Source organism: Gordonia polyisoprenivorans, assembly GCF_017654315.1.
GTDB classification, from domain to species: Bacteria; Actinomycetota; Actinomycetes; order Mycobacteriales; family Mycobacteriaceae; genus Gordonia; species Gordonia polyisoprenivorans_A.
In genome coordinates this window covers 552,560-578,548 of record NZ_CP072203.1, presented here as the reverse complement: position 1 = coordinate 578,548, position 25,989 = coordinate 552,560, and the positions used below count along the sequence as shown (strand labels likewise).

Sequence of the window (25,989 nt, the reverse complement as noted above, 5' to 3'; positions counted from 1 at the left end):
GATGATCGGACTGGTGTGCGGCGAGGTGTGCCGCGTGATCGGATGCGGCCGCGGGCTGGACCGGCATCGCTGACTTCTACAGGTCGAGTGTGCATTCCCCGGACACGGCGCTGATACACGTCTGGATACGTTCGCCCTCGCGACGTTCCTCACCGGTGCGCAGATCACGCGCGTACCCCTGGACCAGCGGGACCACGCAGGTCTGGCAGATACCCATCCGACACCCGAAGGGCATCTGGATTCCGAGGTTCTCGCCGGCCTCGAGAAGCGTGGTGGCACCGTCGAGTTCTGCGGTCTTCTGGGATTTGGCGAAGGTCACGGTGCCGCCCTCGCCGCCGACGTCGGTCCGCGCGATGGCGAAACGCTCGATGTGCAGTTGATCGCGAAGGTCGGCCGCCGAATACGCCGACTCGATGTCGTCCAGGAAGGCGACCGGCCCGCACGCCCAGCAGGACCGTTCCCGCCAATCGGGAACCTGCGCGTCGATGTCGTCGATGGAGAACTTGCCGTCGGACCGAGTCAGTTGCAGCGCAAGCGAATACGTCGGCACCTGCTCGTCGAGTGACTCGAGTTCGTCGAGGAAGATCACCTCGTCGCGGGTGGGTGCGGAGTGCACGTGCACCGTGTCGGGGATCTCGCCGTGCGCGCTCATCGAACGCAACATGCCCATGACCGGGGTGATCCCGCTGCCCGCGGTGAGGAACAGGATCGACTCGGGCAACGGCTCGGGCAGATGGAAATCGCCCTTGGGGGCGGCGAGGCGGATCACCGTGCCCGGGGCGACACCGTCGACGAGGTGCGTCGACAGGAAACCGTCGGGGTTGGCCTTGACGGTGATGGAGATGGTGTCGTCGGTGTTCTCCCCGAACGACGTCAGCGAGTACGAGCGCCAGTGCCAGCGTCCGTCGACCTGCAGACCGATACCGACGTACTGGCCCGCTTTGTAGTTCGAGGGGAATCCCCAACCCGTCTTGATGACGACCGTCGCCGAGACGTCGGTCTCCTTGCGGACCTCGACGATACGTCCGCGCAGCTCGCGCGCCGACCACAGCGGGTTGATCAGGTGCAGGTAGTCGTCGGGCAGTAGGGGTGTGGTGGCCCGTGCGACGAGTCCGCGCACGACGTTGGCCTGCGGGTTCTTCGCGTTGACCCCCGCGGCTGGGCGTTTGCTCCAGCGGAGAAGATTCATCGGCCTCCCTCCGGCAATGTGTGTGCACGACTGTACACCCACTTGGTGGTGCGCATCACAGACTCCAGGCGGCCCGCATCACGGATGGATGTGGACATCCAGCAGATGTGCGCCCCATCCGGGCAGCATGACGAAGATGTACTCGTCGGGGTCGGCCGGACGGTGATGGTCGATGCCGGTGAGCAGGTCGGTGAGAGTGGCGGTGGACCCGGTGAGCTGCGGCCATGGGGTCTGCACACGACCGGCGGCCGCGGCGTCGTCGAGGTTGACCACGATCAGGTGACGGCACCCGCCGCCGGAGGCGTCACGCGCATCGGTCCACGCCCACGCCACCAGTCCCCCGGTGGGCCGGTCCGGCCAGCCGTGAATATGCAAGGGATCGAAAGTACCTGTGCGCATCGGACTTTCACTGATCGCGCCCAGAAGGATGCGATAGAAGTCGCGGAGGTCGGGGTCCACCGGTTCAACAGGTTCGCGCCGCAGTTGCACCGGCAGGCGGGTGGTCCGACCGTCGGCCTGGCCGTCGTGGACGAGGCGGGCGCCCGGCTGGGTGAGTGCGGTCAGCGCGGCCGTCCGGTGGCGGTGACCGAACACCGATTGCGCGCGCGGCTCGTCGTGATTCTCGACAAAGCGCACCTTGCCGGCGGGGTCGGCATCGTGGTGGATGAGGCGGGCGACCTCGTGCGGATGGTGCTCGAGGGCGTCGGTGAACGCCTTGTCGTAACAGTGGTCGAAGCCCTGGGAACGTAGCAACTGTTCTGTGCCCCAATAGGCTTCGGCCACGAAGCGGAAGCCGGGGTACTGCTCGCGGACCGCGGGGATAACCCGCGTCCAGTAGTCCTGCGCCGGTGCCGGACCGACCCGGTCGCCCCAGGTCCGGGTGAAGATGTCGGTGGTCATGAGCATCGCCATGTCGCAACGCACGCCGTCGCAGCGCTCGGCGATCCCGCGCAGTTCGTCGATCGCGGCGTCCACGGTCTCCGGGTGAAAGGCGTTGAGCTGAAGAACATCTCGCCATGGCGGAAAGTGGGGGTCGCGGCCGTTGGCCAGGACCCGATCACCAACCCCGACGAACTCGGTCGGGCGGGCGGCGAGGTCTTCGGCGGTTCCGGCGACGAAACGTTCGGGGTGCGCGGTGACCCACGGGTGGTCCGTCGCGAGATGGTTGGGGACGTAGTCGAGGATCAGTCCGATCCCGCGGGCGCCGAGGGCGGCGCGGGCGGTGGCCAGCCCGTCGCACCCGCCCAGGTGCTCGTCGACGACATAGTCGCGGATGCAGTAGGGCGAGCCGACGACGTCGTCGGAGGTGTAGTCGGGCAACGCGGAGCGGAAGGTCTCGACGAGCGGGCCGTCGGCCAACGCGATCTCCACGCCGGCGGGACTGCGCTGCCACACGCCCATGAGCCAGACGGCGTCGACGGGTCCGACGGCGATGCTGTCCCACACGTCCTCGGGCACCGTGGCGAGGGTGACGGGGTGGCCGAGCCGCCGGCCGAGCCGCTCCAACCACGGCCAGGTGTTGATCTCGTAGATGACCGGGTGGGGCTGCACAGCGTTACTGTGCCAGATCTCTGGCCGTCAGCCACCTCGGCGGTCGGGTTCGGCGACCCCGCGGATCGCGGTCCTTACCCTGAGGGGGTGGTGGACCTGAGGTGGCGGTACTGGCAGTTACTCGATCCGGCGGACGAGAGTCTGCGCTGGCTCGCGATCACCCGGCCCAAGGCGCATGCGCGGATCGACCGGACCAAGATGTGGACTCTGCTCGCCGACAAGGCGGTGTTGGTGGCCAATTGGTTCGTTGCGGAGGATCACCAGCGCCCCGAGGCGCAGCGGCAGTGGATCCACGACAGCATCACCGGATGGGACTTCTGCGAGCGGCCGTCGAGGTGGGCCTCCCGACGGCCGACGAGCTGGCGCGGATCGCTCGGCCGGAGGCGATGCTGACCGTCGATCAGATCGATCGCATCCCGCTGGTCGGTGTCGTCGGCAAGCGGGAGGCGGAGCGGATCTGGGTGGCGCGGCGGGTTTAAGCCTGTCCGCCCGCTCCGGTCAGCCTCCACCGGCCCGCGGCGCTCTGATGCTCCCAGAATCGGGTGAAACGTCCACCCGCAGTGAGCAATTCGTCGGGACTACCGTCCTCGACGATGCGTCCCCGGTCGAGCACGATGACCCGGTCGGCGCGCCGGACCCCGGCCTGCCGGTGGGCGACGATGACGCGGGTGCGTGGGCGGTCCTGCGCCGACAGGGCATCGACGATGGCGCGCTCGTTGCTGTTGTCGAGGGCACTCGTTGCCTCGTCGATGAGCAGCACGGGCGCCGGTTTCACCAGGGCGCGGGCGATGCTGACGCGTTGGCGCTCCCCACCGGAGAGGACCGAACCTCCTTCTCCCACAGCCGAATCAAGGCCATCGGTGAGGCGTTCGGTGATCTCGTCGACCCGGGCGAGTGCAGTGGCGCTGCGCAGGCGCTCGGGTGTTGCCGACGGATCGCCGGCAGCGACGTTGTCGGCAATGCTGCCCTCGATGAGATAGGGCTGCTGGAACACCACACTGGTCAGCGCGCGGCGGGATTCGTGATCGAGGTCGGCGGCATCGACGCCGTCGAACAGGATGCGCCCCGACGTCGGTTGATGCAAACCGGCGATGAGTCCGAGGATCGTCGACTTCCCCGATCCGGACGGGCCGACGATGGCGGTGGTGGAGCCGGGTTCGATGACGAGGTCGAGGTCGTCGAGGACGGGGTGTTCGGGGTCGTCGTAGTCGAATCGGACGCCCTCGAACGTGATTCGCGGTGCCGTCGTCGGAGCCGGACTCGACGTCGGTCCGTCGATGAGCGTTGGGGCGTCGAGGACGGTGCGGATGCGCCGCAGGGTCAGACGCACACTTTCCAGTCCGCCGGCGAGTTCGCCGAGCGCGGTGAACGGTTCGAGGTAGCGGACGGCCACCACGATCAGCGCGACGGCCTGCGCTGTCGACAGATCACCGCGCACGGTGAGCCATGCGGCGGTGCCGGCGAGCGCGAACAGTGCGATCTGCGCTGCGAGACCGAACAGCAGCTGACCGGGGACCTGCAGCAACAGCAGCCGCAGCGTCGCGCCGTGTTGGCGGGCGAGTGCGTCGCCGGAGAGGCTGCGCTCCGGATCGGCACGACGCGCGACGCGCAACGCCGGTTGCGTGCGGGCGAACTCGACGACACGCTCGGTCAGGGCGGCATTCGCGGCGTCGGCCGCGTGGTCGGCGCGCCGGCTGATGGCCCCGCTGGCCCACAGTGCGCCCAGGAGCAGCGGGACACCGGCCAGCGCGACCAGCGCGAGTTGCCACGAGATCGCCAGCAGCGCAAGGCCGATGACCACCGGCAGCAGGATCGCGCCGAGTAGCGGCACCACCAGATAGACGACAACACCGACCAGATCCGGTCCGGTCGCGGCGATGGCCTGCCGGGCGGTGGCGGTGTTCTCCGCGCCGAACCACGTCGGCCGGATGCGCGACAGTCGCTCGGCGAGCGCATGTTGGCCGCTGCCCAGCAGGGTGAATCCGAGGTCGTAGGCCACCCGCGAGCCGACCCAGTCGGTGAGCCAGCCGGCCACGGTGGCCGCAGTCAGTGCGGCGAGCCAGGCCAGTGCGTCGCCGTGGCGGCCGTCGAGCAGCGCCGATACGAGCGGCACGAGCAACACGACGCCGACCGCACGCAGCAGCACCGAGAGCACACTCAGCGCGACAAACTTCCGCACATCCGGACGGGACCGATCCGGCAGCAGCGAGATCAAGGTGGTGATCATCGGCGGGCTCCCTCGGTCGGTGCTTCCTGCTCGGTCGGTGCTTCCCGCTGGACGGGTTCGGTCGCGGCCCACAGTGTCGCGTAGGTCCCGCGCTCGGCGAGAAGCTCACGGTGCGTTCCGGTTTCGACGATCCGTCCGCCGTCGAGGACGACGATGGCATCGGCGTCGGCGATGGTGTGCAGCCGGTGCGCGATGACCAGCACGGTACGGCCGGCGGCCAGGCGGCTCAGCGATTGCTGGACGAGGAACTCCGACTCCGGGTCGGCGAAGGCGGTGGCCTCGTCGAGGATCAGCACCGGGGCGTCGGCGAGGATGGCGCGGGCGATCGTCAACCTCTGACGCTCACCACCCGACAGTGCGGCGTCGGGTCCGAGTGGGGTGTCGTAGCCGTAGGGCATAGCGAGAATCCGCTCGTGGATGTTGGCGTCGCGAGCGGCCTGCTCGATGTGCGTGCGACTCGCGTCGGGGACCGCGAGCGCAATGTTCTCGGCAACGGTCCCGGTGACGAGTTGGGTGTCCTGCAGAACGAATCCGAGTTGGCGGTACAGCTCGTCGGCGTCCATGGTGGCGATGTCGCGACCGCCGATCCGGATCGCTCCGGCGTCGGGGTCGTGGAAGCGGGCCAGCAGCGCCGCGAGAGTGGACTTGCCCGAACCGGACGGGCCGACGAGTGCGGTGACGGTCCCCGGCGCCAGATGCAGTGAGATGTCGTGCAGGACAGGCACTGCGGGGCGGTAGCCGAAGGTGACCCGATCGAAGACGACGCCGGAGCAGTCCGATCGCGGCGTGGTCGCGTCACGAGTGACGAGTTCGGGCTCGTCGAGGGTGATCTGGATGTCGCGGGCGGCGAGCATGCCTGCCTTGAGCCCGCTCAGACCGTAGCCGATGCCGAGGAGTCGTGCGCCGAAGGTGGTGCCCAACAACAGGAACGGGATGAGGTCGATCGGCTCGATCCAGCCCCAGATGACGAATCCCGTGCCCACCAGCGCGATCAGCCACAGGAAGGTGGTGGGCCGGGTGACGAGGTCCATGACGGTCTTGGTCCGGACGAAGGGCCGTTGCCACTCTTCGAGGAAGTCGATGTACTCCTCGAGCCGGGCCCGGAACCGCGAATCCATCGAGCCGCCGAACACCCGGATCACCGGTTGCGCATCGAGATACGACGCCGCCTCGCCGTTCATCCGTTCTTCCCACGCGTGCGCGACCGGGATCTTGGAGCCGGACGCGATGATCATGCGGTACATGGTGAACACGTAACCGAGGACGGGTAACAGCAGAAACAGTGCCACCCCCCAATCGACGACGAACAGGTAGATCAGCACCGAGATCGGCGCGACGACGGCCGACACCGCGTCGAGTACCGCGTGGGTGACCAGATAGTGCAGCGAGAGGGTGTTGTCCTGGACGAGGGACTTGATGCCGCCAGAGCTTCGGGAGTCGAACCAGCCCAAAGGAAGTCGTGCGAGCTTTCGCAGTAGCCGGCTGCGCAGATCGCGAGAGAAGCGGGCGTCGACGGTGTGCAGCCAGAAGAGCAATGCCGACTCCAGCAGGATGCCGAGCCCGATCAGGGTGACCGCGAGTGTGCCCACGAACCACAGCTGTCCGGAGTCGGCGCCGGCCAGCAGGCGGCGGGACAGTTCGACGAGAAGCACGTACGGAGCGAGCTGGAGCAGGGTGACGACCGCCTGCAGGACACCGGCGATGGTCAGGGTCGGCTTCAGCGGGGCGAGCAGTTTGCCCGCGGCGTTGGCCCGCCACTGGCCCTGTGGGGCGGCGTCGGCGGGAGCGGCCGCACCGGTGGCGGCGGGCGGCTCGATCGTCTCGACCACCGGAGCCTCCTCGGTGGAGGATCCGTCGGGGGACTCCGCGTCGGGGTCGCGCTCTTTACCCATCGCCTTGCCCTGCGCCCAGTAGGCCTGGACGTGGGTTTCGGACTTGGGGAATCCGAACTCTTTGAGTCGTTTGCGGATCTCTTTGAGCGAGTTCGATTCCGGGCCGGCCCACGCGTACCAGTCCGACCAGTCGCGGGACTCCAGGGCGGACGCGAGTGCGGTGGCGTCGGTGCGTGGGACCCAGTGCAGCCGCATCCGCGGGTGGCCGTTGAGCGGGATCTCGCGGTCGGCGGGCTCGTGCTGCTCGAGGTAGGCCTCGATCGGGATGTCGTGCGGCACGGCGTCGATGATCGAGTTGATCGCCGGGATGGACGCCGAGTCGCCGATGACCAGGTAGCCGGCGGGCGGATTCTCGTCGGGCACCTCGAACGGCACCGAACTCATGTACATCGCCGAGATGGACTGTCCCGGTTGTGCCTGTCGCGCCCATTGCGAAGCCGGGCCGGACGGCTCGTGGAGCACGAAGTCGAGAGCGAAGGTCCCCGCGTCGGCGTCAGCCTCGGCAAAGGTGTAGCCGCGCTGGTGCTCACGACCGTTGTCGTCGGGGAACCAACCCCGAATCCACGACGTCGGCCCGGTCAGCGCCTCGGAGAACAGGGTGTCGGAGTGGAACCGCACACGAACGAGGTGTGGGGCGCGTTGCTCGACGCTCGTGACCGTCGCCAGGTGATCACGCGCGCCGAACGCGCGCATGACCGCTCCCCCGAAACCACGGGACATCTGCCCACCCCCATCGTCGTTGCGTTCTCATCGCGACCGGCTCGTATCGGGCGAGTGTCCGAAATGCCGCGCAGCTTAGGCAACGCTAACAAACGAGGAGTGGGGTGCACAGGGTTCTGGGTCGGTCGTTCAGGTTCGCTTGACGATCGCAGCGACTCCCGCGAGCGACATCACGATCCCGGCGAGAAGGGTCAGCCACAAACCGATGCCGACGGTGATGCCGAGTGCGGAGAGGTCCCCGACGCTCGAGATGTCGGCGGCGGCGATCAGCACCGTGACGGCGCCGAGAAGCAGCGCGCCGATGCCGGCGGTCAGGTGCAGGGCCGACCTCCTGCCGAGAAGTGCGCTGACCGTGCCGACGACGAGCGCGATCCCGCCGAGCACGACGGTGATGACGCCGTCGGTGGCGCCGACCTCGGAGTTGCCGACGCCGGTGACCGTCACGAATCCGCTGACCCACGGAAGGAACGCGGAGAGCACGGTGAGTGCCCCGGCCGTAGCGATCAGCGCGGCGATGATGCGGACCGCGGGTGAGACCCCGACGGCGCCGGCCGCCGGCGCCATCGGCATCGGCATCGGCATTGCGGAACGCCACCCGTACCCGCCGGGTACGGGTGGCGCGGCCGGGGTGATCACCGTCGGGGCGTCGGGACCGTACGAGAATGATTGCGGCCCATGGGCATGCGCGGGATGGGGTGGATGGGCGGTGAAAGCGGAGCGCTGCGCGCGAGGATCGGGGTAGGACATGGGTGCTCTCTCGGGTCGGGGGCGGTCCCCTCAACCTTCGGACACCCCCGTCCGATTCGCACCACTCGGTCATCTCGAGGGACTACGGGCGCCGGCGAGCGCGAAACGCAGGTAGTGCACTACTCGTGCCGTGCCGGCGGCTCGGTGTGCTTCCCCTTTCACCATACGACTGCAGGTGGGGCTTGCGGCAAGGGCCGGTGGTGGGTGCACACTCGGTGCGCTGACACAGACCCACCACCAACCCGCCCGCGGAAGGCCATTGATGACCGCTGCTCCGACACCCTTCGAAGTACACGAGTCCGGCGCCTACCTGCACGGCACCAAGGCCGCGCTGAACGCCGGTGACCTCCTGGTGCCGGGATATGGCTCGAACTACGAGGAGGGGCGCATCGCCAACCACATCTACTTCACGCGGACTCTCGACGCCGCGGCGTGGGGTGCCGAGCTGGCTCTCGGCGACGGACCGGGCCGCATCTACCTCGTCGAGCCGACCGGACCCGTCGAGGACGATCCGAACGTGACCGACAAGAAGTTCCCCGGCAACCCGACCCGCTCGTTCCGCTCGCGTGACGCGGTGCGGGTGGTCGGCGAACTGACCGACTGGGAGGGGCACTCTCCCGAGCTGATCGAGGCCCGGCGCGCCGGGCTGGCCGACTTGCGCCGACGTGGCGCGGCGGTGATCTACGACTGATCGGTGCAGGTGCGCACCGCGGCGACAGCGTCGGCGGCTAGACTCGTACCAGGCCGCCGACAGCCCGAAACCGGTTGGGCTGCAAATGGTGTGCCCGGAGAATGAGGCACCGTATGGTCCGGTTTGTCGCAGTAGCCGTCCTCGTTGTCGCGGCGGTGGCCGGGGTGATCGCGGCCGTCGAATGGTCGTGGGCGTGGATCGTCGCCGCGGTGGTCCTGGTGCCCCTCGCCATGGTGGCCGTCTACGACATCACGCAGCGCCGGCATTCGATCCTGCGGAATTATCCGGTGCTCGGCCACATGCGGTTCTTGCTCGAGGCGTTGCGCCCGGAGATGCAGCAGTACTTCGTCGAGCGGAACTTCGACGGCCGGCCCTATGATCGCGACACCCGCTCGCTGATCTACGAACGCGCCAAAGGCACTACCGCCGAGCTCGCCTTCGGCACCGAGCGTGACATCGACCGGCCCGGCTACGAGTACCTCGTCCACTCGACCGCCCCGATCGAGAATCCGCCCGAGCCGTTTCGCATCCGTATCGGCGGGCCCGACTGCACCCGCCCGTACGACATGGCGCTGCTGAACGTGTCGTCGATGAGCTTCGGCGCGCTCTCGGCGAATGCGCTGCGCGCCTTGAACAAAGGTGCGATGAAGGGCGGGTTCGTCCACGAGACCGGCGAAGGTGGTCTGACGCCGTTTCACCTCCAGGGCGCCGACGTCGTCTGGGAGATCGGCTCCGGCTACTTCGGAACCCGCACCGCCGACGGGCATTTCGATCCCGACACGTTCGCGGAGAAAGCCGCCGACGACCGTGTCAAGGCCATCAACATCAAACTGAGCCAGGGTGCCAAGCCGGGTATCGGCGGCGTCCTGCCGGCGGCGAAGGTGACCGCCGAGATCGCCCGCTATCGCGGTGTGCCGCAAGGACAGAAGTGCGTGAGTCCGGCCGCACACTCGGCGTTCTCGACGCCGCGTGAGTTGATCCGCTTCGTCGTGAGACTGCGAGAGTTGTCGGGCGGCAAACCCGTGGGTTTCAAGTTCTGCCTGGGCTCGCGGATCGACGTCCTCGCAATGTGCAAGGCGATGCTCGCCGAGGACACCACCCCTGACTTCATCGTCGTCGACGGTGCTGAGGGTGGAACCGCCGCTGCGCCTTTGGAATACGAGGATCACGTCGGTCTGCCCCTGACCGACGGGTTGATGACGGTGCACAACGCGCTGGTCGGTGTGGGGCTGCGCGACCGCATCCGGATCGGTGCGAGCGGAAAGGTGGCCTCCGGCAACGACATCGTCAAACGGCTGATCCAGGGTGCGGACTACACGAATGCCGCCCGCGCGATGATGATGGCCGTCGGGTGCATCCAGTCGCAGCGCTGCCACACCAATCACTGCCCCGTCGGCGTCGCCACCCAGGACCCGCGGCGGGCCCGCGCCCTCGACGTCGCCGACAAGAGCGAACGCGTCTACAACTATCAGAAGGCCACTGTCGCCCAGGCCATGCGGATCATGGCGTCGATGGGCGTCGACAACCCGGCTCAACTGAGCCCGCACCTGCTCCGAAAGCGGTTGTCGGCGACCGATCAGCGCTCCTACGCCGAGATCTTCGAATGGCTCGACGAGGGTGTCCTGCTGACTGATCCGCCGGCGTCGTGGCAGGCGGACTGGGAGCGCGCGGATGCGGACTCGTTTCGGCCGTATGTGGGCAGCCGTATGTGGACCTCGGCGTGCGTCCCGGATGAAAAAATCGATCAGTATGACGTAGTCACCGGATTCCGGAGGAAACGTCATACTGATCGAACGTGTCGATCCGTGGTGGGCGAAGGGGGACTTGAACCCCCACGTCCCGAAGGACACTGGCACCTGAAGCCAGCGCGTCTGCCATTCCGCCACTCGCCCGTGGCCGCCGCCGAGTTCTCGGCGGGCATGACCGTGAATCGATGGGTTCGATCAACGGCCTGGACGACGATAGCACGCACCTCACCGCAAGTGAAAAACGATAACTTTGACCCGTCGGACAACCCGCGTCATTCAGCTGCGCGCCATCTAGGGGGTGGACGCCAAAGCGCTGGTCAGGGATGATTTCAGGGGTAGGCGCACACCACATGACGGTGGTGATGCGTATGTTGCAGACGGTACAGCAGTTGCTTCATGGCAGCCTGGGCCGTCAGTATCGGTATCATCTGTAAAGGCCACACGCACGGCGACACGCCACACAAGCCGCGAAGGGAGGTCGACGGTGGGGATTTTGCAACGCATCGAGCGCAAGCTCGAGGGTGCTGTCGATGACGGCTTCGCGCGCGTTTTCGGCGGCGAGGTCGCCCCGCAGGAGATCGAGAACGGCCTGCAGCGAGAAGCCGAGGAATCCTTGGAGAATCTCGGTGACGGTACAATCCTGGCCGCGAACAGCTACACGTTGCTCTTCAGTCCGACCGACCACGATCAGATCGCGGCTGAGTACGAACTGAACCGCAAGAGGTTCTCCAAACACCTGGAGAACTTCATCAAGGACAACGGGTGGCAGACATACGGTCAGGTCGTCGTCGAATTCGACCAGTCTCCGTCCCTGCACACGGGTATGTTCCGTGCGCGCGGCGCGGTCAACCCGGACGCCCAGCCGCGACCGGTGCGTGACGGAGGCGTACCCCGACCACAGTCACAGCCGCATCCACACGATGCGGCCAAACAAGTAGGAGCCCCAGAGATGACGCAGAACCCCGGATACGACCAGCGCAGGGCACCGGAACCTGCGTACGACCAGGGCTACGGCCAGCAAGGTGGGTACGACTACCAGCAGGGGTACGGCCAGCCGGGACATGAGCAGGCCGGCTACGGACAGCCCGCCCACGAGCAGAACGGTTACGGACAGCCCGGATACGACCAGGGCTACGGCCAGCAGGGGTACGGCCAGCAAGGCTACGAGCAAGGCGGCTATGGCCAACAGGGCTACGAGCAGGGCTATGCCCAGCCCGGCCAGGGTTACGAGCAGGGCGGCTACGGTCAGCCGGGCTACGACCAGGGTTACGGTCAGCAGGGTTATGACCAGGGTTACGGTCAGCAGGGCGGATACGACTACCAGCAGGGCTACGGCCAGCAGGGGTACGACCAGGGCGGCTACGGCCAGCCGGGTGGTTACGACTACCAGCAGGGCTACGGCCGTCCGGCAGCCGGCTACGCGCCGACCGCGATCACGCTGATCCTCGAGGACGGCAGCAACCGCACCTTCCAGCTGCGTGAGGGCTCCAACGTCATCGGCCGCGGCCAGGACGCGCAGTTCCGCCTCCCCGATACCGGCGTCTCGCGTCGTCATCTGGAGATCCGCTGGGACGGCAGCACCGCGATGCTCACCGACCTGAACTCCACCAACGGCACCACCGTCAACGACGTGCAGGTCAACAGCTGGGAGCTCGCCGACGGCGACCGCATTCGCGTCGGTCACTCCGACATCACCGTCCGCTTCCAGTAGGGCGTCGGGCTCGGCCTGCATGACGCGCCATCGTGGCTGCGGCGCGTGCAGACACCGACGCGCTCGTACGCAGGCACGACACCCGTTGATGCAGAACTGACACATCTGAATGACGGGCGTACCGGGTTGAGCCCATAAGATGCACCTCGGGTCTTATCGTCCCGGACCCGCCCGGGTGGGGCTCCTCCGTATCGTCGGAGACCGACTCGTTCGATCGACGACCGTTGAGATGCGCTGGAGGTGGATGACGACATGCAGGGGTTGGTGCTGCAGCTGACCCGGTTGGGTTTCTTGCTGCTGCTCTGGCTGTTCGTCTATGCCGTGATCCGGACCGTGCGCGCCGACATCGTCACCGCCTCGGGATCCCGGCTGCCGCGCTTTCGTGGCACGGCCGAGAAGGGACGGGCGAAGCCGAGCACCAAGGGGTCCGCGCGGTACCTGGTGGTGACCGCGGGCGCGCTCGCGAACACCCGCATCACGTTGGGTACGCAACCGGTGCTCCTCGGGCGCGCCGACGATTCGACGCTGGTGCTCACCGACGACTACGCCTCCGAGCGGCATGCGCGGCTGTCTCGTCGCGGAGATGACTGGTACGTCGAGGATCTCGGGTCCACCAACGGCACCTACCTCGACCGATCCAAGGTGACCACGGCGGTGAAGGTCCCGCTGTCCACGCCGATCCGCATCGGCAAGACCGTGATCGAGCTGCGCCCGTGACACTCGTACTGCGCTACATCGCGCGTAGTGACCAGGGTCTGGTCCGATCGAACAACGAGGATTCGGCGTACGCCGGGCCGCGGCTACTCGCCCTCGCCGACGGCATGGGCGGCCACGCGGCGGGCGAGGTGGCCAGCCGGCTGGTCATCGAATCCATGCGCACCCTCGACGAGGACGACGCGACCGGAGACCTGCTCGACGCGCTCAATCACGCCACCCAGGCCGGCAACCACGCGATCGCCGCCCAGGTCGAGGCGAAACCCGAACTCGACGGGATGGGCACCACCCTCACCGCGATACTGTTCGCCGGCTCGCGAATCGGCTTGTGCCACATCGGTGATTCCCGCGGATACCTGTATCGCGACGGTGAGCTCACCCAGATCACCCGTGATGACACCTTCGTTCAAACGCTCGTCGACGAGGGACGCATCACCCCCGAGCAGGCCCACACCCATCCGCAACGGTCGCTGATCATGAGGGCGCTGACCGGCACCGAGGTCGAGCCGACCCTGACCGTGCGCGAGGCACGCCCGGGTGACCGGTATCTGTTGTGCAGCGACGGGCTCTCCGACGTGGTCAGCGAGGAGACCCTCGCCGAAACACTCGGCTCGATCAGCGACTACAAGGAATGCGCCGACCGGCTCATCGAACTCGCCTTGCGCGGCGGCGGACCCGACAATGTGACCGTCGTACTCGCCGACGTCGTCGACACCGACTACGGCGAATCACGGCCCATCGTCGGCGGCGCCGCGGGCACCGGCGAGGACGCCTACACCCCGGACCCGAAGACCGCGGCCGGGCGTGCCGCAGCGCTGCGCCCACCGCTCGAGGCGCCGCAGCAGCCGACGATCCTGCCCGACGACGACGAGCCGGTGCGGACCGGACACAAGGGCCGATGGTTCACCATCGGGTTCATCATCCTGGTGATCGTGGCCATCCTCGCGGGCTTCCTCGGGTTGCGCTACTACCTGCACCGCACCTACTACATCGGCGAGCAGAACTCGAAAGTCGTTGTCTACCAAGGGTCTCCCGACGCCGTGCTGTTCTACTCGGTGAGCAACCTGGTGCAGAAGGGCTGCATCGTCGACGCCGACAAGGAGTCCGCGCGCATCACCTTCGCGCCCGCGGACGCCGCCGACTGCACCGCCCTCAACGTCGCCGACCTCCAGCCGTTCTCGCAGTCGGCGGTCCGCGAACACCGGATCTCCGGCAAGCCGCTCAACGACATCCTCGGCACCAGCAGCGAACTCGAGTTGCTGCCGCTGTGCAAGGCGACGATGCCCGGCGTCAACGACCGGTCGATGCCGTCGGAATCCCCCGCGCCGGCCCCGCCGTCATCCAGCCCGGCGCCCGCACCCGCGCCGGCCACGCCGGTGCCCGCGACCTTCGGACCCGGCGGTGTCCACATCGCCCCGGTGACCGAGGCGCCCGCGCCCCCCACATCGGGTGCCCCGAACAGCTCGGCGCCCGGCAGCGCCACATCCCCCGGTTCGACACCTTCCGGCTCGGCAGGGTCATCGACGTCTCCCTCGGCTGACCAGCCCGGAACGAACTGCCGGGAACCGTAGATGACGCAAGCCGCCGCTCCGAGCCACGCACGGCCCACCCAGCCCGAACACACCGGACGCACCGCCGAACTGGCGCTGCTGGTGTGTGCCATCGGGGTGGTCACCGTCGCACTGCTGATCGTGCAGAGCGCCCAGGATCAGTCGTTGACGTGGGACATCGCGAAGTACGTCGCCGCCTACATCGTGTTGTTCGCGATCGGGCATCTGGTGGTGCGCCGCTTCGCCCCGCACGCCGACCCCGTCTTCTTGCCGGTGGTCGCGATGCTCAATGGCCTGGGCCTCGTTCTCATCCACCGCCTCGACCTCGGGTCGGGAAACACCGGGGAATCGATCAACCCGACGACCAAGACCGACAACGCCGACCAACAACTGTTGTGGGCGTTCCTCGGGATGGCCGCCTTCGCCGCGATCCTGATCTTCATCCGCGATCACCGCACCCTGTCGCGCTACGCGTACACGTTGGGCCTGGGCGGTCTGATCTTCTTGGCAATCCCGGCGATCCTTCCGGCATCGTTGTCGGAGATCAACGGCTCCAAGAACTGGATCCGCACGCCGCTGTTCAACATCCAGCCCGGTGAGTTCTCGAAGATCCTGCTGATCATCTTCACCGCAGCCCTGCTGGTCTCCAAGCGAGACCTGTTCACCACCGCGGGCAAGCACTTCCTCGGGATGGACCTGCCGCGCGCCCGTGACCTCGGGCCGCTGCTCATCGCATGGGTCGTCGCGATCGGCATCTTCGCCCTCGAGAACGATCTCGGTGGCCCGTTGCTGATCTTCACCACGATCCTGGCGATGCTCTACGTGGCCACCGAACGGGTGGGCTGGGTGGTCATCGGCCTGACCATGTTCGCGGTCGGCGCGATCCTCGCCTACCAGCTGTTCCCGCATCTGCAGGTCCGCGTGTCGGTGTGGCTCGATCCGTTCGGCGACTTCTACAACACCGGTTATCAGGTGGGCCAGAGTCTGTTCGGCCTGGCCACCGGCGGTCTGTTCGGCACCGGCTTGGGCTCGGGGCGACCCAACGCGGTGCCGTTCGCCAACACCGACTTCATCATCGCGACCATCGGTGAGGAGCTCGGGCTCGTCGGCCTGGCCGCGGTGCTGATGCTCTACATGATCTTCGTCGTGCGCGGCCTGCGGACCGCGGTGACTGTGCGCGACAGCTTCGGCAAGCTGCTGGCCACCGGGTTGTCGGTGACCATGGCGGTGCAGGTCTTCGTCGTCGTCGGCGGCGTCACGAAGCTGATCCCGCTGACCGGTCTGACCACCCCGTTCATCTCCTACGGTGGCTCGTCGCTGCTCGCGAATTACGTGTTGGTGGCGTTGCTGATCCGCGTGTCCAACGCCGCCCGCGAGCCGGATCCGACGAAGCGCCGGCCCACCCCCAAGCCCGTGGAGTCGCTGCCCACGCAGGCGGTGAAGCGCACGTGAACACTCCGATCCGACGGGTGTCGGTTGCGGTGATCGCGTTGATCGTCATCCTGCTCGCCAACGCGACGTATGTGCAGGTGATCAAGGCCGACAAGCTGCGCTCGGACCCGAGAAACGACCGGGTGCTGCTCGACGAGTACTCCCGACAGCGCGGTTCGATCATCGCCGGCGGTGAGGTCATCGCGATGTCGCAGGCGACCGACAGCCGCTACAAGTACCTGCGCCGCTATCCGGTGAACCCGCGCGCCTTCGCGCCGATCACCGGCTACTACTCGATCCAGTACGGGTCGGCGGGCCTCGAGCAGTACGAGAACTCGATCCTCTCCGGCAACGACGACCGCCTGTTCGGTCAGCGTTTCACCGACATGTTCTCCGGTCGGGATCCACGCGGCGGCAACGTCGTCACGACGATCGATCCGAGGCTGCAGCAGATCGCCTACGACCAGCTGAACTCCGGTGCCACCTGCGATGGGCCGTGCGTCGGCGCGGTCGTCGCGATGGACCCGAGTACCGGCAAGATCCTCGCGATGGCCTCGACGCCCAGCTACGACCCGAATCTGCTCAGCAGCCACGACCAGAACGTGCGGGAAGCGGCGTGGGGCGCCGACACCGGCGCGGACAAGCGCCTGCAGAACCGTGCGACCGACGAGATCTATCCGCCCGGATCGACGTTCAAGATCATCACGTCGTCGGCGGCGTTGCGCGACGGACTCAACGCGTCGACGCAGCTGACCGCGGCGTCGACCTTCCAGCTGCCCGACAGCACCGCGAAGCTGCCCAACTACGGCGACGAGACCTGCCCGGGCGGAAGCGGCACCGTCAGCCTCGCCGATGCGGTGAAGTACTCGTGCAACACCGCCTTCGCCGACCTCGTGCTCAACAAGATGCCCGACGCCACCGACAAGCTCAAGGAAACCGCTCGGCTCTACGGCCTCGACTCTCCGGCGCCGAACATCCCGATGCCGGTGGCGCGGTCGACGGTCGGCACGATCCCCGACCGCGCGTCGCTCGCGCTCAGTGCGATCGGACAGAAGGACGTCGCGATGTCGACCCTGCAGAACGCGATGGTCGCCGCGACCGTCGCCAACGCCGGTGTGCGCATGCAGCCGTATCTGGTCGACAAACTGCAGTCGGCGGACCTGCGCACCCTGTACACGACGCCACCGACCACCATCAACTCGCCGATCACGTCGGAGCAGGCGGCTAGCCTGACATCGATGATGGTCGGGGTGGAGAATGCATCGAACCCGTCCGGCGGGCCGGTGCAGATCGCGTCGAAGACCGGTACCGCCGAGCACGGCGACGAGAACTCCGCCACCCCGTATTCCTGGTACATCGCGTTCGGGCCGTCGACGGACGCGAAGATCGCCGTCGCGGTGGTGGTGGAGAATGGGAAGTTCGGTGTGCAATCAGTCGGTAACACCGTGGCCGGACCCATTGGCCGGGCAGTGATCAATGCTTATGTAGGAGGTGGACGATGACGTTGCAGAACGGCACCATCATCGCCGACCGCTATCGGCTGATGCGTCTCATCGCCACCGGCGGTATGGGACAGGTATGGGAAGCGCTCGACACCCGGCTGGGTCGCCGGGTCGCGGTCAAGGTGCTCAAGGCGGAGTACTCCGACGATCCCGAGTTCGCGGCGCGGTTCCGCACCGAGGCGCAGACCACCGCGAAGCTCAACAACCCGGGCATCGCGAACGTCTTCGACTACGGCGAGACCGGCGATCGCGGCGGCGGCACGCTGGCGTACCTGGTGATGGAACTCGTCGACGGAGAGCCGCTGAACTCCGTGATCTCGCGGATGGGGCGGTTGTCGGTGGCCAACACCCTCGACATGCTCGAGCAGACCGGCCGCGCGTTGCAGGCCGCGCACAGCCAGGGGCTGGTGCACCGCGACGTCAAACCCGGCAACATCCTGATCACGCCGACAGGTCAGGTCAAGATCACCGACTTCGGTATCGCCAAGGCCGTCGACGCCGCGCCGGTCACCCAGACCGGCATGGTGATGGGCACCGCCCAGTACATCTCCCCCGAGCAGGCCACCGGCGACGACGCGACCGCGGCATCGGACGTGTATTCGCTCGGCGTCGTCGGCTACGAGGCGCTCATCGGTCGCCGGCCGTTCCTGGGTGACGGCGCGATCACGGTCGCGATGAAGCACATTCGCGAGACCCCGCCGCCGCTGCCGGACACCATCCCGCCGAACGTGCGTGAACTGATCGACATCACCATGTCGAAGGACCCCAAACAGCGCTACCCCAACGGTGGCGCGTTCGCCGACGCCGTCGCCTCCGTGCGTGCGGGGCGGCGCCCACCGCGGCCCGGAGTCGCCGGGGCTGCGGCGGCGGGTGCCGTCGTCGGCGCCGGAGCCGGAGCGGCCGCCGCGCGGGCCAATGCGACCCGAGCGATGACCGACTCGACCCCGCCGCCGACCTCCGCGCGTCCGCCCACCACATCCGCCGCGGCTGCCGCCGGGAACGGCGGGGGCGGCTGGACGACCGGGCAGAAAGTGTTGGCCGGTGTCGCGACGGCGCTACTCGTCGGGGCGATCGCCCTGATCGGGTACTACCTGGCCAGCGCCGACGACAACACACCCCCGCCGGCTCCATCGTCGACGACGACCACCCAGACCGAGACGGTCACCACCACCGACGACCAGACGACCACCCAGGAGACCACGACCACACGGTCGCGGCCGCCGACCACGACGACCACCACCGAGGACACCACCACGCCGGAGACCACGACCCCCGAGGAGACGACACCGCAGACCACCGACCCGGGCGCGACCACACGGTCGTGCAACATCGGGCCGCTTCAGGTGCCGTGCTGATGCCATGATGTCGACCCCGCACCACCTCTCCGACCGCTACGAGCTGGGCGAAACGCTCGGCTTCGGCGGCATGTCCGAGGTTCACTACGCCCGTGATCTCCTGCTGAACCGGGACGTCGCGGTGAAGGTGCTGCGCGCCGACCTGGCCCGGGATCCGTCGTTCTATCTGCGCTTCCGCCGGGAGGCACAGAACGCCGCCAAACTCAATCACCCGACGATCGTGCAGGTCTTCGACACCGGCGAGGCCGAGACCGACGAGGGGCCGCTGCCCTTCATCGTGATGGAGTACGTCGACGGCGAGACGCTGCGAGATGTGTTGCGGCGCAACGGTCCTGTCGCACCGCGGCAGGCCATGACATGGATGGCAGACGTGGCCGCGGCGATGGATTTCTCGCACCGCAACGGCATCGTGCACCGTGACATGAAACCGGCGAACGTGATGATCGACTCGTCGGGCGCGGTCAAGGTGATGGACTTCGGCATCGCGCGCGCGATGAACGACTCGACGTCGACGATGACGCAGACCAGCGCGGTGATGGGCACCGCGCAGTACCTCTCGCCCGAGCAGGCACGCGGGATCAAGGTCGATCCGCGCAGTGACATCTACTCGATGGGCTGCGTGCTGTTCGAACTGATCACCGGCGAGCCGCCGTTCACCGGTGATTCGCCGGTCGCCGTCGCCCATCAGCATGTGCACGAGGATCCGCGGTGGCCGTCGGCGGTGCGCCCGGACATCCCGCCGGAGCTCGACTCCATCGTCATGAAGGCGATGAGCAAGAACAAGGAGAACCGCTACCAGTCGGCGGCCGAATTGCGGTCGGATCTGATCAAGGTCCTCGCCGGCGGGAAGCCGTCGGCGCCGCTGCTGATGAGCGAGGAGGACCGGACCGCCTGGCTCGACACCGGCTCGGGTCCGCGTCGCGCATTGCGTGCCGACACCGGCGGTCAGCCGGCCGCGGGCAAGGACGACGACACCCCGACCCGACGCCGTCCCCCATGGGTGGTGGCCGGGTCGGTGGCGGCCGTGGTGTTGCTGCTCGTCGGGTTGCTGGTGTGGTGGTCACCGTGGTCGTCCGGGTCGGCGCGCAAGGTGGCGGTGCCCGCGGTCGCCGGGCTGTCGGCCGCCGACGCCCGCAACACTCTGGAGAAGGCGGGCTTCGAGGTCAAACAGCTCGATGAGTCGAGCGAGACCGTCGATGCCGGGAAGGCGACCCGCTCGGCGCCGGGCGAGAACGTCCCGACCCCCGAGGGGTCGACGGTCACGCTGTTCATCTCCAGCGGACGCGAGCGCCAACGAATTCCCGACGTACGCAACAAGACCCAGGCCGACGCGACGTCCGAGCTGCAGAACGCGGGTTTCACCAATATCAAGGTGCAACAGGTCGATTCGGTCAACGTCGAGGTCGGTGACGTGGTGGACACCAACCCCGCCGTCGGCACCGACACACCTGTACGGGACCCGTTGATCATCCGGATCAGCACCGGCCCCAAGGACGTCACGGTGCCCAACCTGGTGGGTCAGTTCGAGTCGGCCGCACGCGCCCAGCTCACGGAGCTCGGCCTCAAGATCGCTGTGGTGCCCGGCGATTCGGATCTGCCGCAAGGACAGGTCGTCAGCTCCAGCCCGACTGCCGGGGACTCCATCAAGCAGGGCAGCACGGTGCAGCTGACGATCTCCCGCGGCAACATGATCGTGGTACCCGATCTGACCGGTCAGACCGCCGACCAGGCGTTCGCGACGCTGCAGCGGTCGGGATGGAACGGCGCACTGAACCAGACACCCCGCAATGTGCCGATCGGCAGCCCCGACGACGGGAAGATCCTGTCGCAGAGCCCTGGGGACGGATCGAAGCTGGCCAAGAACGGGGCGATCAACGTCGTCGTCGGGCGCGCGAGCCTGCTGCCCGGCTGAACACTGACGGATCGTCCGGGCCGGCGAGTCAGGACTGGGCGGCCAGCGCCGGACCGATCGCCTCGGCCATCTCCTGTTCGAGGACGGCGACGGCGGACTCGTCGATGTCGATGCCGCAGACGCCCAACCAGTTGGCCAGCATCCGGTGGCCACCCTGGGTGAGCACACTCTCGGGATGGAACTGCACGCCGTGGATCGGCAGCTCCCGATGCTGCATGCCCATCACGATGCCCGACTCGGTGCGACCGGTGACCACGAGCTCGTCCGGAATGGTCTCCGGCAGCACCGTCAGCGAGTGGTAGCGGGTCGCGGTAAACGGATCCGGCAGCCCACGCAGCACGCCGACCTGATCGTGGTGGACCAGAGAGGTCTTGCCGTGCAGCAGTTCCGGGGCGCGGTCGACGGTGCCGCCGAACGCCGCACCGATGGCCTGATGACCGAGACACACCCCGAGCAGCGGTACACCGTCGGCGGCGGCAACACCGACGAGCGGCAACGTGGCCCCGGCGCGTTGCGGCGTACCCGGTCCCGGGGATAGCAAGACGCCGGCGAAACCGGATCCGTCGGGTCCGCGTAACGCGGCGCGCAGCGACTCGTCGGTGAACTCGCCGTCGGGTGTCGTCAGCCGGGGATCATCGTTGCGCCACACGGTTGCCTCGACACCGAGCTGGCCCAGGTACTGGACCAGGTTATAGACGAAGCTGTCGTAGTTGTCGATGACGAGGATGCGGGCCGCGTGGTTCGCGGAGCCGGTCGCCTCCGGTGCTGCGCTGGTCATCATGTCAGGTTACCCGGGGACTCGCGGGGCGCTCGTGGCGGCGACCTGGTGCGATACCGTAGAGGTGATGCGCCGGGCGTGTCGCGCTCAACACACCGCGCCACGACACCGCCGCCGTACGCGAAACGAGAAGATGCAAGGGGGTCATCGCCCGCCGATGTCCCGCTCGCTGCACAACAGAGGAAGTCATGCCGAAGTCAAAAGTCCGGAAGAAGACCGACTACACCATCAACCCGGCGAGCCGGACGCCGGTGAAGGTGAAGGCCGGTCCCTCCAGCTCGATCTACGTCGGCGTGATGCTCGGCCTCATGCTGCTGGGTCTGGCCTGGCTGATCGTCTATTACCTCGCTGCCGGTGAGACCACCTACGGTGGCCCCGGTCAGGCGCTGCACTGGATGAACAACCTGGGTGCGTGGAACTTCCTCATCGGCTTCTCGATGATGGTCGTGGGCCTGCTGATGACCATGAAATGGCGCTGAAGATCACCGTTGATGCTGGTCAAAGACCTGCACGCGGTTATCCACAGTGTGGAAATTACATGTGTGTAAGTCATCCCCACTGTGAGTAAGTCCTGTGGATAACTCGGCCGATCTGTCCACACAGCAATGGGCGACGCCGCGACTCGCGGCGGGCGCGCTGCTGGCCGCGGGCGTCGTGCTCCTGCTGTGCGCGGTGTTCGTCGCGTCCGACGCCGTCGGATCGGTGATCATCGGTGTCGCCGGGTTGATGCTGCTCGGGTTCGGGGCGTACGCGTCGCTCATCCGGCCGCGTCTCGAACTCTCGGCCGGCCCACGACTGACCATTCGTCGTATCGGCGGGGCCGTGACACTGGCACCCGCCGACGTCGAACGCGTCCGGCTTCTCACGATGCGCCGCATCGGACGCCGATCCGGTCAACTCGAGATCGACTACCTGCCGGCGGGTACCACCCATGACACCGAACGCGAGGGCACCGAACGCGAGGAATCGATGCTGGTGGTGTTCAGTCGATGGGATCTCGGTGCTGATCTACTCGACGTCGTCGAGGCGCTCGATCGCGCCGGGTTCCCGGTGGAGGACTCGCGGCGCTGAGCACGAGTGCTCCAGTTGTCGCTGAGCACCTGTCCTCTCCGGTTGTCGCTGAGCGTCACTCAGTGCACGTAGACGAGTACCGGCCCGGTGTAGGTCACCGCGACGACGACGCTGATGGCGACCGCCACGATGAGCAAGGCACTGACGGCCACCCAGCCGATGAGGATGGCGTTGCGCTCGGTGCGCAGCGACTGCGGCAGGAGTCGGGGCGACCAGATGAGTGCGGCGGTGGCGGCTGCGCCGAGCACCAGGCCGCCGACGTGTGCGGCGAGGGAGATACCGGGGATCGAGAACGACATCACGAGGTTGATGGCGATGATCGTCAGCACCGGCGCCGGTGAGACACGCAGGCGCAGGACGACGATGAGCATGGCGCCCATCAGCCCGTAGATGGCTCCCGACGCACCGGCGGAGCGGGCCTCGTTGGATTGCGCGATCATCACCGCGGCGCTGCCACCGAGCAGCGCGGTCATGTAGACCATCACGAAACGTCCGATGCCGAGGGCGATTTCGAGGTCGCGGCCGAGGATGTAGAGCGAGATCATGTTCACCGCAAGGTGTATCAGGCTGTAGTGCAAGAAGCCCGCGGTGAGCAAGCGCCAGTACTGGCCGAGAAAGACGTTGCCGCGCACCAACTCTCCGTGCAGAAGTGGCGCGGAGACTTCGACGTTGAAGGAGTGTGCGGCGTAGACGGTGTAGGCGAAGACGACGACGTTGATCGCGATCAGCGTGTAGGTGGCCAGCGGGCGGCGAGCGCGTACGGGTCGCGTGACCACCGACCGGATACCCCGGTCGCCGAAGTCGGGGCGGCGGATGTCCTGGCGGCCGGAGGCCTGTGCGCCGTGGCCGCGCACGCACTCGTCGCAGTGCTGCCCGACCGCGGCCGGGTGCAGACATCCCGGACAAGCCGGCCGCCCGCACCGCGTGCAGGACAGCGCGGTGGGGCGGTCGGGATGTCGGTAACACACCGCCGGCGGACCAGCGGGGCCGATGGTCAGTTGACCTCGATCTTTTCGATGCGGACCTCGTCGAGCGGACGGTCGCCGCGATCGGTGGAGGTGGTCGCAATCGCGTCGACGACCTGCTGCGAGGCCGGATCGGTGACCTCACCGAAGATGGTGTGACGGCGGTTCAGGTGCGGGGTGGGGCCGACGGTGATGAAGAACTGCGACCCGTTGGTGCCCGGCCCGGCGTTGGCCATGGCGAGGAGGTAGGGGCGGTCGAACTGCAGCTCCGGGTGGAACTCGTCCTTGAACTTGTAGCCGGGTCCGCCGCGGCCGGTGCCGGTCGGGTCGCCGCCCTGGATCATGAAGCCCTCGATGACGCGGTGGAACACCGAGCCGTCGTAGAACGGACCGGAGTCGCCTCCGGAGGCGTTCGGCTCGCTGTAGTCCTTGCTGCCGGCGGCAAGGCCGACGAAGTTGGCGACGGTCTCGGGCGCATGGTTGCCGAAGAGATCGACCTTGATGTCGCCGCGGTTGGTGTGGATGGTCACGGTCTGCGTTGATGTGCTCACCACTCCATCCAACCAAATCGGCGGCGACATCCCCACGAGTCCGCCGACAACATCCCTCGCGACTCCCTCGACGGCGGTGCCCGTACAGCCCATAACCACGCGAGTAGCACCGGCAAAGCGGACCTGGCACGCTGTGGGGCATGCCGAAGAAGTATCTCCTGCTGATCGCCGCTGCCTCGGCGGCAGCATTGTCGGCCGTCGCCGCGGTGTTCGTCGTGCGACGCTCCCGCACCGAGATCCCGCCGGTCTCGCCGACGGTGCCCCGTATCGAGAATCTCCGCTCCGCCGAGGGGGCCGACGATCTCGGCTCCACCGAGGGTGATGTGGCTCTCTGATCTTGGTCGTGGGTATCCCCACAAGTCGGGCAACCGTTGCCGTTGCGGGACGCACCATGCATCGCCCGGCGGGTCCGGAAGGTAATTTGGACCGGTGACCTCCGACGAGAACAGGCCGGGCGGGGAGCTTCGCCGCGGCGACGCGCCCGACGGAGTGCCGCCCGTCCCCCGTGACGACGCGCCCGAGGCGGGCACCGGAACGGCGTCGGCGCCCTGGGAACGACCGCCCACCGCGCCGGTCAGCGGGCGTAACCCCGACCTGACACCCGGCGACGTGCGCTCGGACTCCGGCGTCGGCCCCCGGCCGCCGGCCACACCGTCGAACCCGCGTGTTCCGATCACCGGTACCGGTCCCGGACCACGACCACCCTCGGGTCCGCCCATCGGACCGGTCGCGCCCGGTGCACCCGCATCGCGTGGCGGGTCGAATACCGGATCCGGTCCTCGACCGCCACAACCGGGTCCGGCGTCGCGACCTCCCGGTATGTCCTCGACAGGCCAGGGTCCCGGGCCGGTACCGCCGACCTCGGGTGCGCCCGCCGGTCCGAGCACGACTGCCGGTGGTCCGCCCGCCGGCAGCCCTCCGGTCGGCACTCCCGGAACCACCGGTCAGGGAGCTCGTCCCGGCTGGCGCGGCGGACCACCTCCTGGTGCCCGATCGGGCCCGGGCACCCGGATGCCACCTCCGCCGGGCCGTCGACGCCCCGGCGCACCGATACCGCCGGGTGCTCGGCCTCCGGGCCCCCCACCGGCACCGCAAGGCGGGCCGCAGGGCAACGGACCACAGGGAGCTCCACCCCGCGGCGGTATTCCGGCCGGAGCCGACGCAGCCGACGCGACGGTCCGGTCCGATGAACAGTCCTCGGGTCCTCCCCGTGCCTATTCGGCCGTGGATGCCGCGCCGACCAGGACCACGCCCGCCGGAAACCCACCCGTCGGAACATCACCCGTCGGGGCATCACCCGTCGGGGCATCACCGAGGTCCGCCGACAAGAGTTCACCACCGACCACCGCCGTACCCGCGACGGAAGCAACATCGGAGTCCAAGGAGGCGCCCGTGGGCGGGCAGAGTGCCGCCACCGCGGCCCGGTCGTCGCGATCCACGGCCAAGACGAGCACACTCGCCATCTGGGCGATGGTGCTGTCCGTGATCGGCTGCACCTCGCCGATCGGGCTGTACCTGGGGTATCGGGCGCGTAACCAGATCCGGCGCACGCGTGAGTACGGAGAACCGTTCGCCACCGTCGCGATCGTGGTCGGTTGGGCCTACATGCTTGCCTTGATCGTGGCAATCGTGGCCTACGTCATCGTGCTCGTCCTGCGGTGACGTGGTCGGTGATGGTGCTGGT

Annotated in this window: 21 protein-coding genes, 1 tRNA gene and 1 pseudogene; 14 read left to right on the top strand and 9 right to left on the bottom strand. The window is 67.7% G+C overall.

The annotated features are described in order from the left end of the window. Positions 1-76 precede the first annotated feature (76 nt). On the bottom strand, positions 77-1,189 hold the full coding sequence (locus J6U32_RS02725) for a ferredoxin reductase (protein ID WP_208793447.1): 1,113 nt from the start codon (positions 1,187-1,189) through the stop codon (positions 77-79). A 78-nt stretch (positions 1,190-1,267) separates the two neighbouring features. Beyond that, positions 1,268-2,740 (bottom strand): alpha-amylase family glycosyl hydrolase, encoded by a 1,473-nt coding sequence (locus J6U32_RS02720; RefSeq protein ID WP_208793446.1) that lies wholly within the window; start codon positions 2,738-2,740, stop codon positions 1,268-1,270. Positions 2,741-2,827: 87 nt separating this feature from the next. Between J6U32_RS02720 and J6U32_RS02715 the strand changes: the two genes are divergently transcribed. Beyond that, positions 2,828-3,133 (top strand): hypothetical protein, encoded by a 306-nt coding sequence (locus J6U32_RS02715; RefSeq protein WP_244332521.1) that lies wholly within the window; start codon positions 2,828-2,830, stop codon positions 3,131-3,133. Between the two features lie 82 nt (positions 3,134-3,215). Here J6U32_RS02715 and J6U32_RS02710 read toward each other — a convergent pair whose 3' ends face one another. The 3 genes from J6U32_RS02710 to J6U32_RS02700 form a co-directional block, all read right to left on the bottom strand. Beyond that, positions 3,216-4,967: an ABC transporter ATP-binding protein gene (locus J6U32_RS02710; RefSeq protein WP_208793445.1), complete on the bottom strand. Its 1,752-nt coding sequence runs from the start codon at positions 4,965-4,967 to the stop codon at positions 3,216-3,218. Then, positions 4,964-7,579, bottom strand: coding sequence for an ABC transporter ATP-binding protein/permease (locus J6U32_RS02705; RefSeq protein ID WP_208793444.1), 2,616 nt, complete (start codon positions 7,577-7,579; stop codon positions 4,964-4,966). Before J6U32_RS02705 ends, J6U32_RS02710 begins: the two co-directional genes overlap by 4 nt. A gap of 129 nt (positions 7,580-7,708) precedes the next feature. Beyond that, a complete protein-coding gene (locus tag J6U32_RS02700) occupies positions 7,709-8,326 on the bottom strand; it encodes a hypothetical protein (protein WP_208793443.1) in 618 nt (205 codons plus the stop codon). 262 nt (positions 8,327-8,588) lie between these two features. Between J6U32_RS02700 and arr the strand changes: the two genes are divergently transcribed. Next, positions 8,589-9,017: an NAD(+)--rifampin ADP-ribosyltransferase gene (arr, locus tag J6U32_RS02695; RefSeq protein ID WP_208793442.1), complete on the top strand. Its 429-nt coding sequence runs from the start codon at positions 8,589-8,591 to the stop codon at positions 9,015-9,017. Between the two features lie 101 nt (positions 9,018-9,118). Continuing rightward, a pseudogene (locus tag J6U32_RS27760) lies at positions 9,119-10,477 on the top strand (FMN-binding glutamate synthase family protein); the annotation flags it as partial. A gap of 346 nt (positions 10,478-10,823) precedes the next feature. Here J6U32_RS27760 and J6U32_RS02685 read toward each other — a convergent pair. Further along, positions 10,824-10,909: transfer RNA gene (locus J6U32_RS02685), tRNA-Leu, on the bottom strand. A gap of 340 nt (positions 10,910-11,249) precedes the next feature. On the opposite strand from J6U32_RS02685, the gene J6U32_RS02680 reads away from it, so the two are divergent. The 7 genes from J6U32_RS02680 to pknB all read left to right on the top strand — a co-directional run bounded on the left by J6U32_RS02680 (position 11,250) and on the right by pknB (position 20,940). After that, complete coding sequence (locus J6U32_RS02680) at positions 11,250-12,476, top strand: DUF3662 and FHA domain-containing protein (RefSeq protein ID WP_208793441.1); 1,227 nt, start codon at positions 11,250-11,252, stop codon at positions 12,474-12,476. A 252-nt stretch (positions 12,477-12,728) separates the two neighbouring features. Further along, complete coding sequence (locus J6U32_RS02675) at positions 12,729-13,193, top strand: FHA domain-containing protein FhaB/FipA (RefSeq protein WP_006368640.1); 465 nt, start codon at positions 12,729-12,731, stop codon at positions 13,191-13,193. Then, positions 13,190-14,761, top strand: a complete 1,572-nt coding sequence (locus tag J6U32_RS02670; protein ID WP_208793440.1) for a PP2C family protein-serine/threonine phosphatase — start codon at positions 13,190-13,192, stop codon at positions 14,759-14,761. Before J6U32_RS02675 ends, J6U32_RS02670 begins: the two co-directional genes overlap by 4 nt. After that, positions 14,762-16,192, top strand: a complete 1,431-nt coding sequence (locus J6U32_RS02665) for an FtsW/RodA/SpoVE family cell cycle protein (protein WP_208793439.1) — start codon at positions 14,762-14,764, stop codon at positions 16,190-16,192. Then, positions 16,189-17,673, top strand: coding sequence for a peptidoglycan D,D-transpeptidase FtsI family protein (locus tag J6U32_RS02660; RefSeq protein ID WP_208793438.1), 1,485 nt, complete (start codon positions 16,189-16,191; stop codon positions 17,671-17,673). The genes J6U32_RS02665 and J6U32_RS02660 overlap by 4 nt, the downstream gene beginning before the upstream one ends. Further along, positions 17,670-19,028, top strand: coding sequence for a protein kinase domain-containing protein (locus J6U32_RS02655; protein WP_208793437.1), 1,359 nt, complete (start codon positions 17,670-17,672; stop codon positions 19,026-19,028). The genes J6U32_RS02660 and J6U32_RS02655 overlap by 4 nt, the downstream gene beginning before the upstream one ends. Before the next feature lie 4 nt (positions 19,029-19,032). Then, on the top strand, positions 19,033-20,940 hold the full coding sequence (gene pknB / locus J6U32_RS02650; RefSeq protein ID WP_208793436.1) for a Stk1 family PASTA domain-containing Ser/Thr kinase: 1,908 nt from the start codon (positions 19,033-19,035) through the stop codon (positions 20,938-20,940). Positions 20,941-20,968: 28 nt separating this feature from the next. Here the strand turns inward: pknB and J6U32_RS02645 are convergent, their stop codons facing one another. Continuing rightward, a complete protein-coding gene (locus tag J6U32_RS02645; RefSeq protein ID WP_208793435.1) occupies positions 20,969-21,718 on the bottom strand; it encodes an aminodeoxychorismate/anthranilate synthase component II in 750 nt (249 codons plus the stop codon). A 188-nt stretch (positions 21,719-21,906) separates the two neighbouring features. Here J6U32_RS02645 and crgA point away from each other — a divergent pair, with 188 nt between their 5' ends. Continuing rightward, on the top strand, positions 21,907-22,197 hold the full coding sequence (crgA, locus tag J6U32_RS02640; RefSeq protein WP_006368633.1) for a cell division protein CrgA: 291 nt from the start codon (positions 21,907-21,909) through the stop codon (positions 22,195-22,197). Between the two features lie 94 nt (positions 22,198-22,291). Continuing rightward, positions 22,292-22,789, top strand: coding sequence for a PH domain-containing protein (locus J6U32_RS02635; RefSeq protein ID WP_208793434.1), 498 nt, complete (start codon positions 22,292-22,294; stop codon positions 22,787-22,789). A gap of 59 nt (positions 22,790-22,848) precedes the next feature. On the opposite strand, the gene J6U32_RS02630 is transcribed toward J6U32_RS02635, so the two are convergent. After that, complete coding sequence (locus tag J6U32_RS02630) at positions 22,849-23,757, bottom strand: rhomboid family intramembrane serine protease (RefSeq protein WP_208793433.1); 909 nt, start codon at positions 23,755-23,757, stop codon at positions 22,849-22,851. 26 nt (positions 23,758-23,783) lie between these two features. Beyond that, on the bottom strand, positions 23,784-24,335 hold the full coding sequence (locus tag J6U32_RS02625; protein ID WP_208793432.1) for a peptidylprolyl isomerase: 552 nt from the start codon (positions 24,333-24,335) through the stop codon (positions 23,784-23,786). A 110-nt stretch (positions 24,336-24,445) separates the two neighbouring features. Between J6U32_RS02625 and J6U32_RS02620 the strand changes: the two genes are divergently transcribed. Both J6U32_RS02620 and J6U32_RS02615 read left to right on the top strand, forming a co-directional pair. Beyond that, on the top strand, positions 24,446-24,640 hold the full coding sequence (locus J6U32_RS02620; RefSeq protein ID WP_208793431.1) for a hypothetical protein: 195 nt from the start codon (positions 24,446-24,448) through the stop codon (positions 24,638-24,640). 1,057 nt (positions 24,641-25,697) lie between these two features. Beyond that, positions 25,698-25,967, top strand: a complete 270-nt coding sequence (locus J6U32_RS02615; RefSeq protein ID WP_244332517.1) for a DUF4190 domain-containing protein — start codon at positions 25,698-25,700, stop codon at positions 25,965-25,967. The last annotated feature ends 22 nt before the right edge of the window (positions 25,968-25,989 follow it).

What these genes read in the sequence shown, in the direction of transcription:
- J6U32_RS02655 (WP_208793437.1), top strand. Translation starts at nt 17,670, where the DNA reads ATGACGTTGCAGAACGGCACCATCATCGCCGACCGCTATCGGCTGATG.
- J6U32_RS02700 (WP_208793443.1), bottom strand. Translation starts at nt 8,326, where the DNA reads ATGTCCTACCCCGATCCTCGCGCGCAGCGCTCCGCTTTCACCGCCCAT.
- J6U32_RS02625 (WP_208793432.1), bottom strand. Translation starts at nt 24,335, where the DNA reads ATGTCGCCGCCGATTTGGTTGGATGGAGTGGTGAGCACATCAACGCAG.
- pknB (WP_208793436.1), top strand. Translation starts at nt 19,033, where the DNA reads ATGATGTCGACCCCGCACCACCTCTCCGACCGCTACGAGCTGGGCGAA.
- J6U32_RS02725 (WP_208793447.1), bottom strand. Translation starts at nt 1,189, where the DNA reads ATGAATCTTCTCCGCTGGAGCAAACGCCCAGCCGCGGGGGTCAACGCG.
- J6U32_RS02645 (WP_208793435.1), bottom strand. Translation starts at nt 21,718, where the DNA reads ATGACCAGCGCAGCACCGGAGGCGACCGGCTCCGCGAACCACGCGGCC.
- crgA (WP_006368633.1), top strand. Translation starts at nt 21,907, where the DNA reads ATGCCGAAGTCAAAAGTCCGGAAGAAGACCGACTACACCATCAACCCG.
- J6U32_RS02665 (WP_208793439.1), top strand. Translation starts at nt 14,762, where the DNA reads ATGACGCAAGCCGCCGCTCCGAGCCACGCACGGCCCACCCAGCCCGAA.
- J6U32_RS02705 (WP_208793444.1), bottom strand. Translation starts at nt 7,579, where the DNA reads ATGTCCCGTGGTTTCGGGGGAGCGGTCATGCGCGCGTTCGGCGCGCGT.
- J6U32_RS02675 (WP_006368640.1), top strand. Translation starts at nt 12,729, where the DNA reads ATGCAGGGGTTGGTGCTGCAGCTGACCCGGTTGGGTTTCTTGCTGCTG.
- J6U32_RS02620 (WP_208793431.1), top strand. Translation starts at nt 24,446, where the DNA reads ATGCCGAAGAAGTATCTCCTGCTGATCGCCGCTGCCTCGGCGGCAGCA.
- J6U32_RS02710 (WP_208793445.1), bottom strand. Translation starts at nt 4,967, where the DNA reads ATGATCACCACCTTGATCTCGCTGCTGCCGGATCGGTCCCGTCCGGAT.
- arr (WP_208793442.1), top strand. Translation starts at nt 8,589, where the DNA reads ATGACCGCTGCTCCGACACCCTTCGAAGTACACGAGTCCGGCGCCTAC.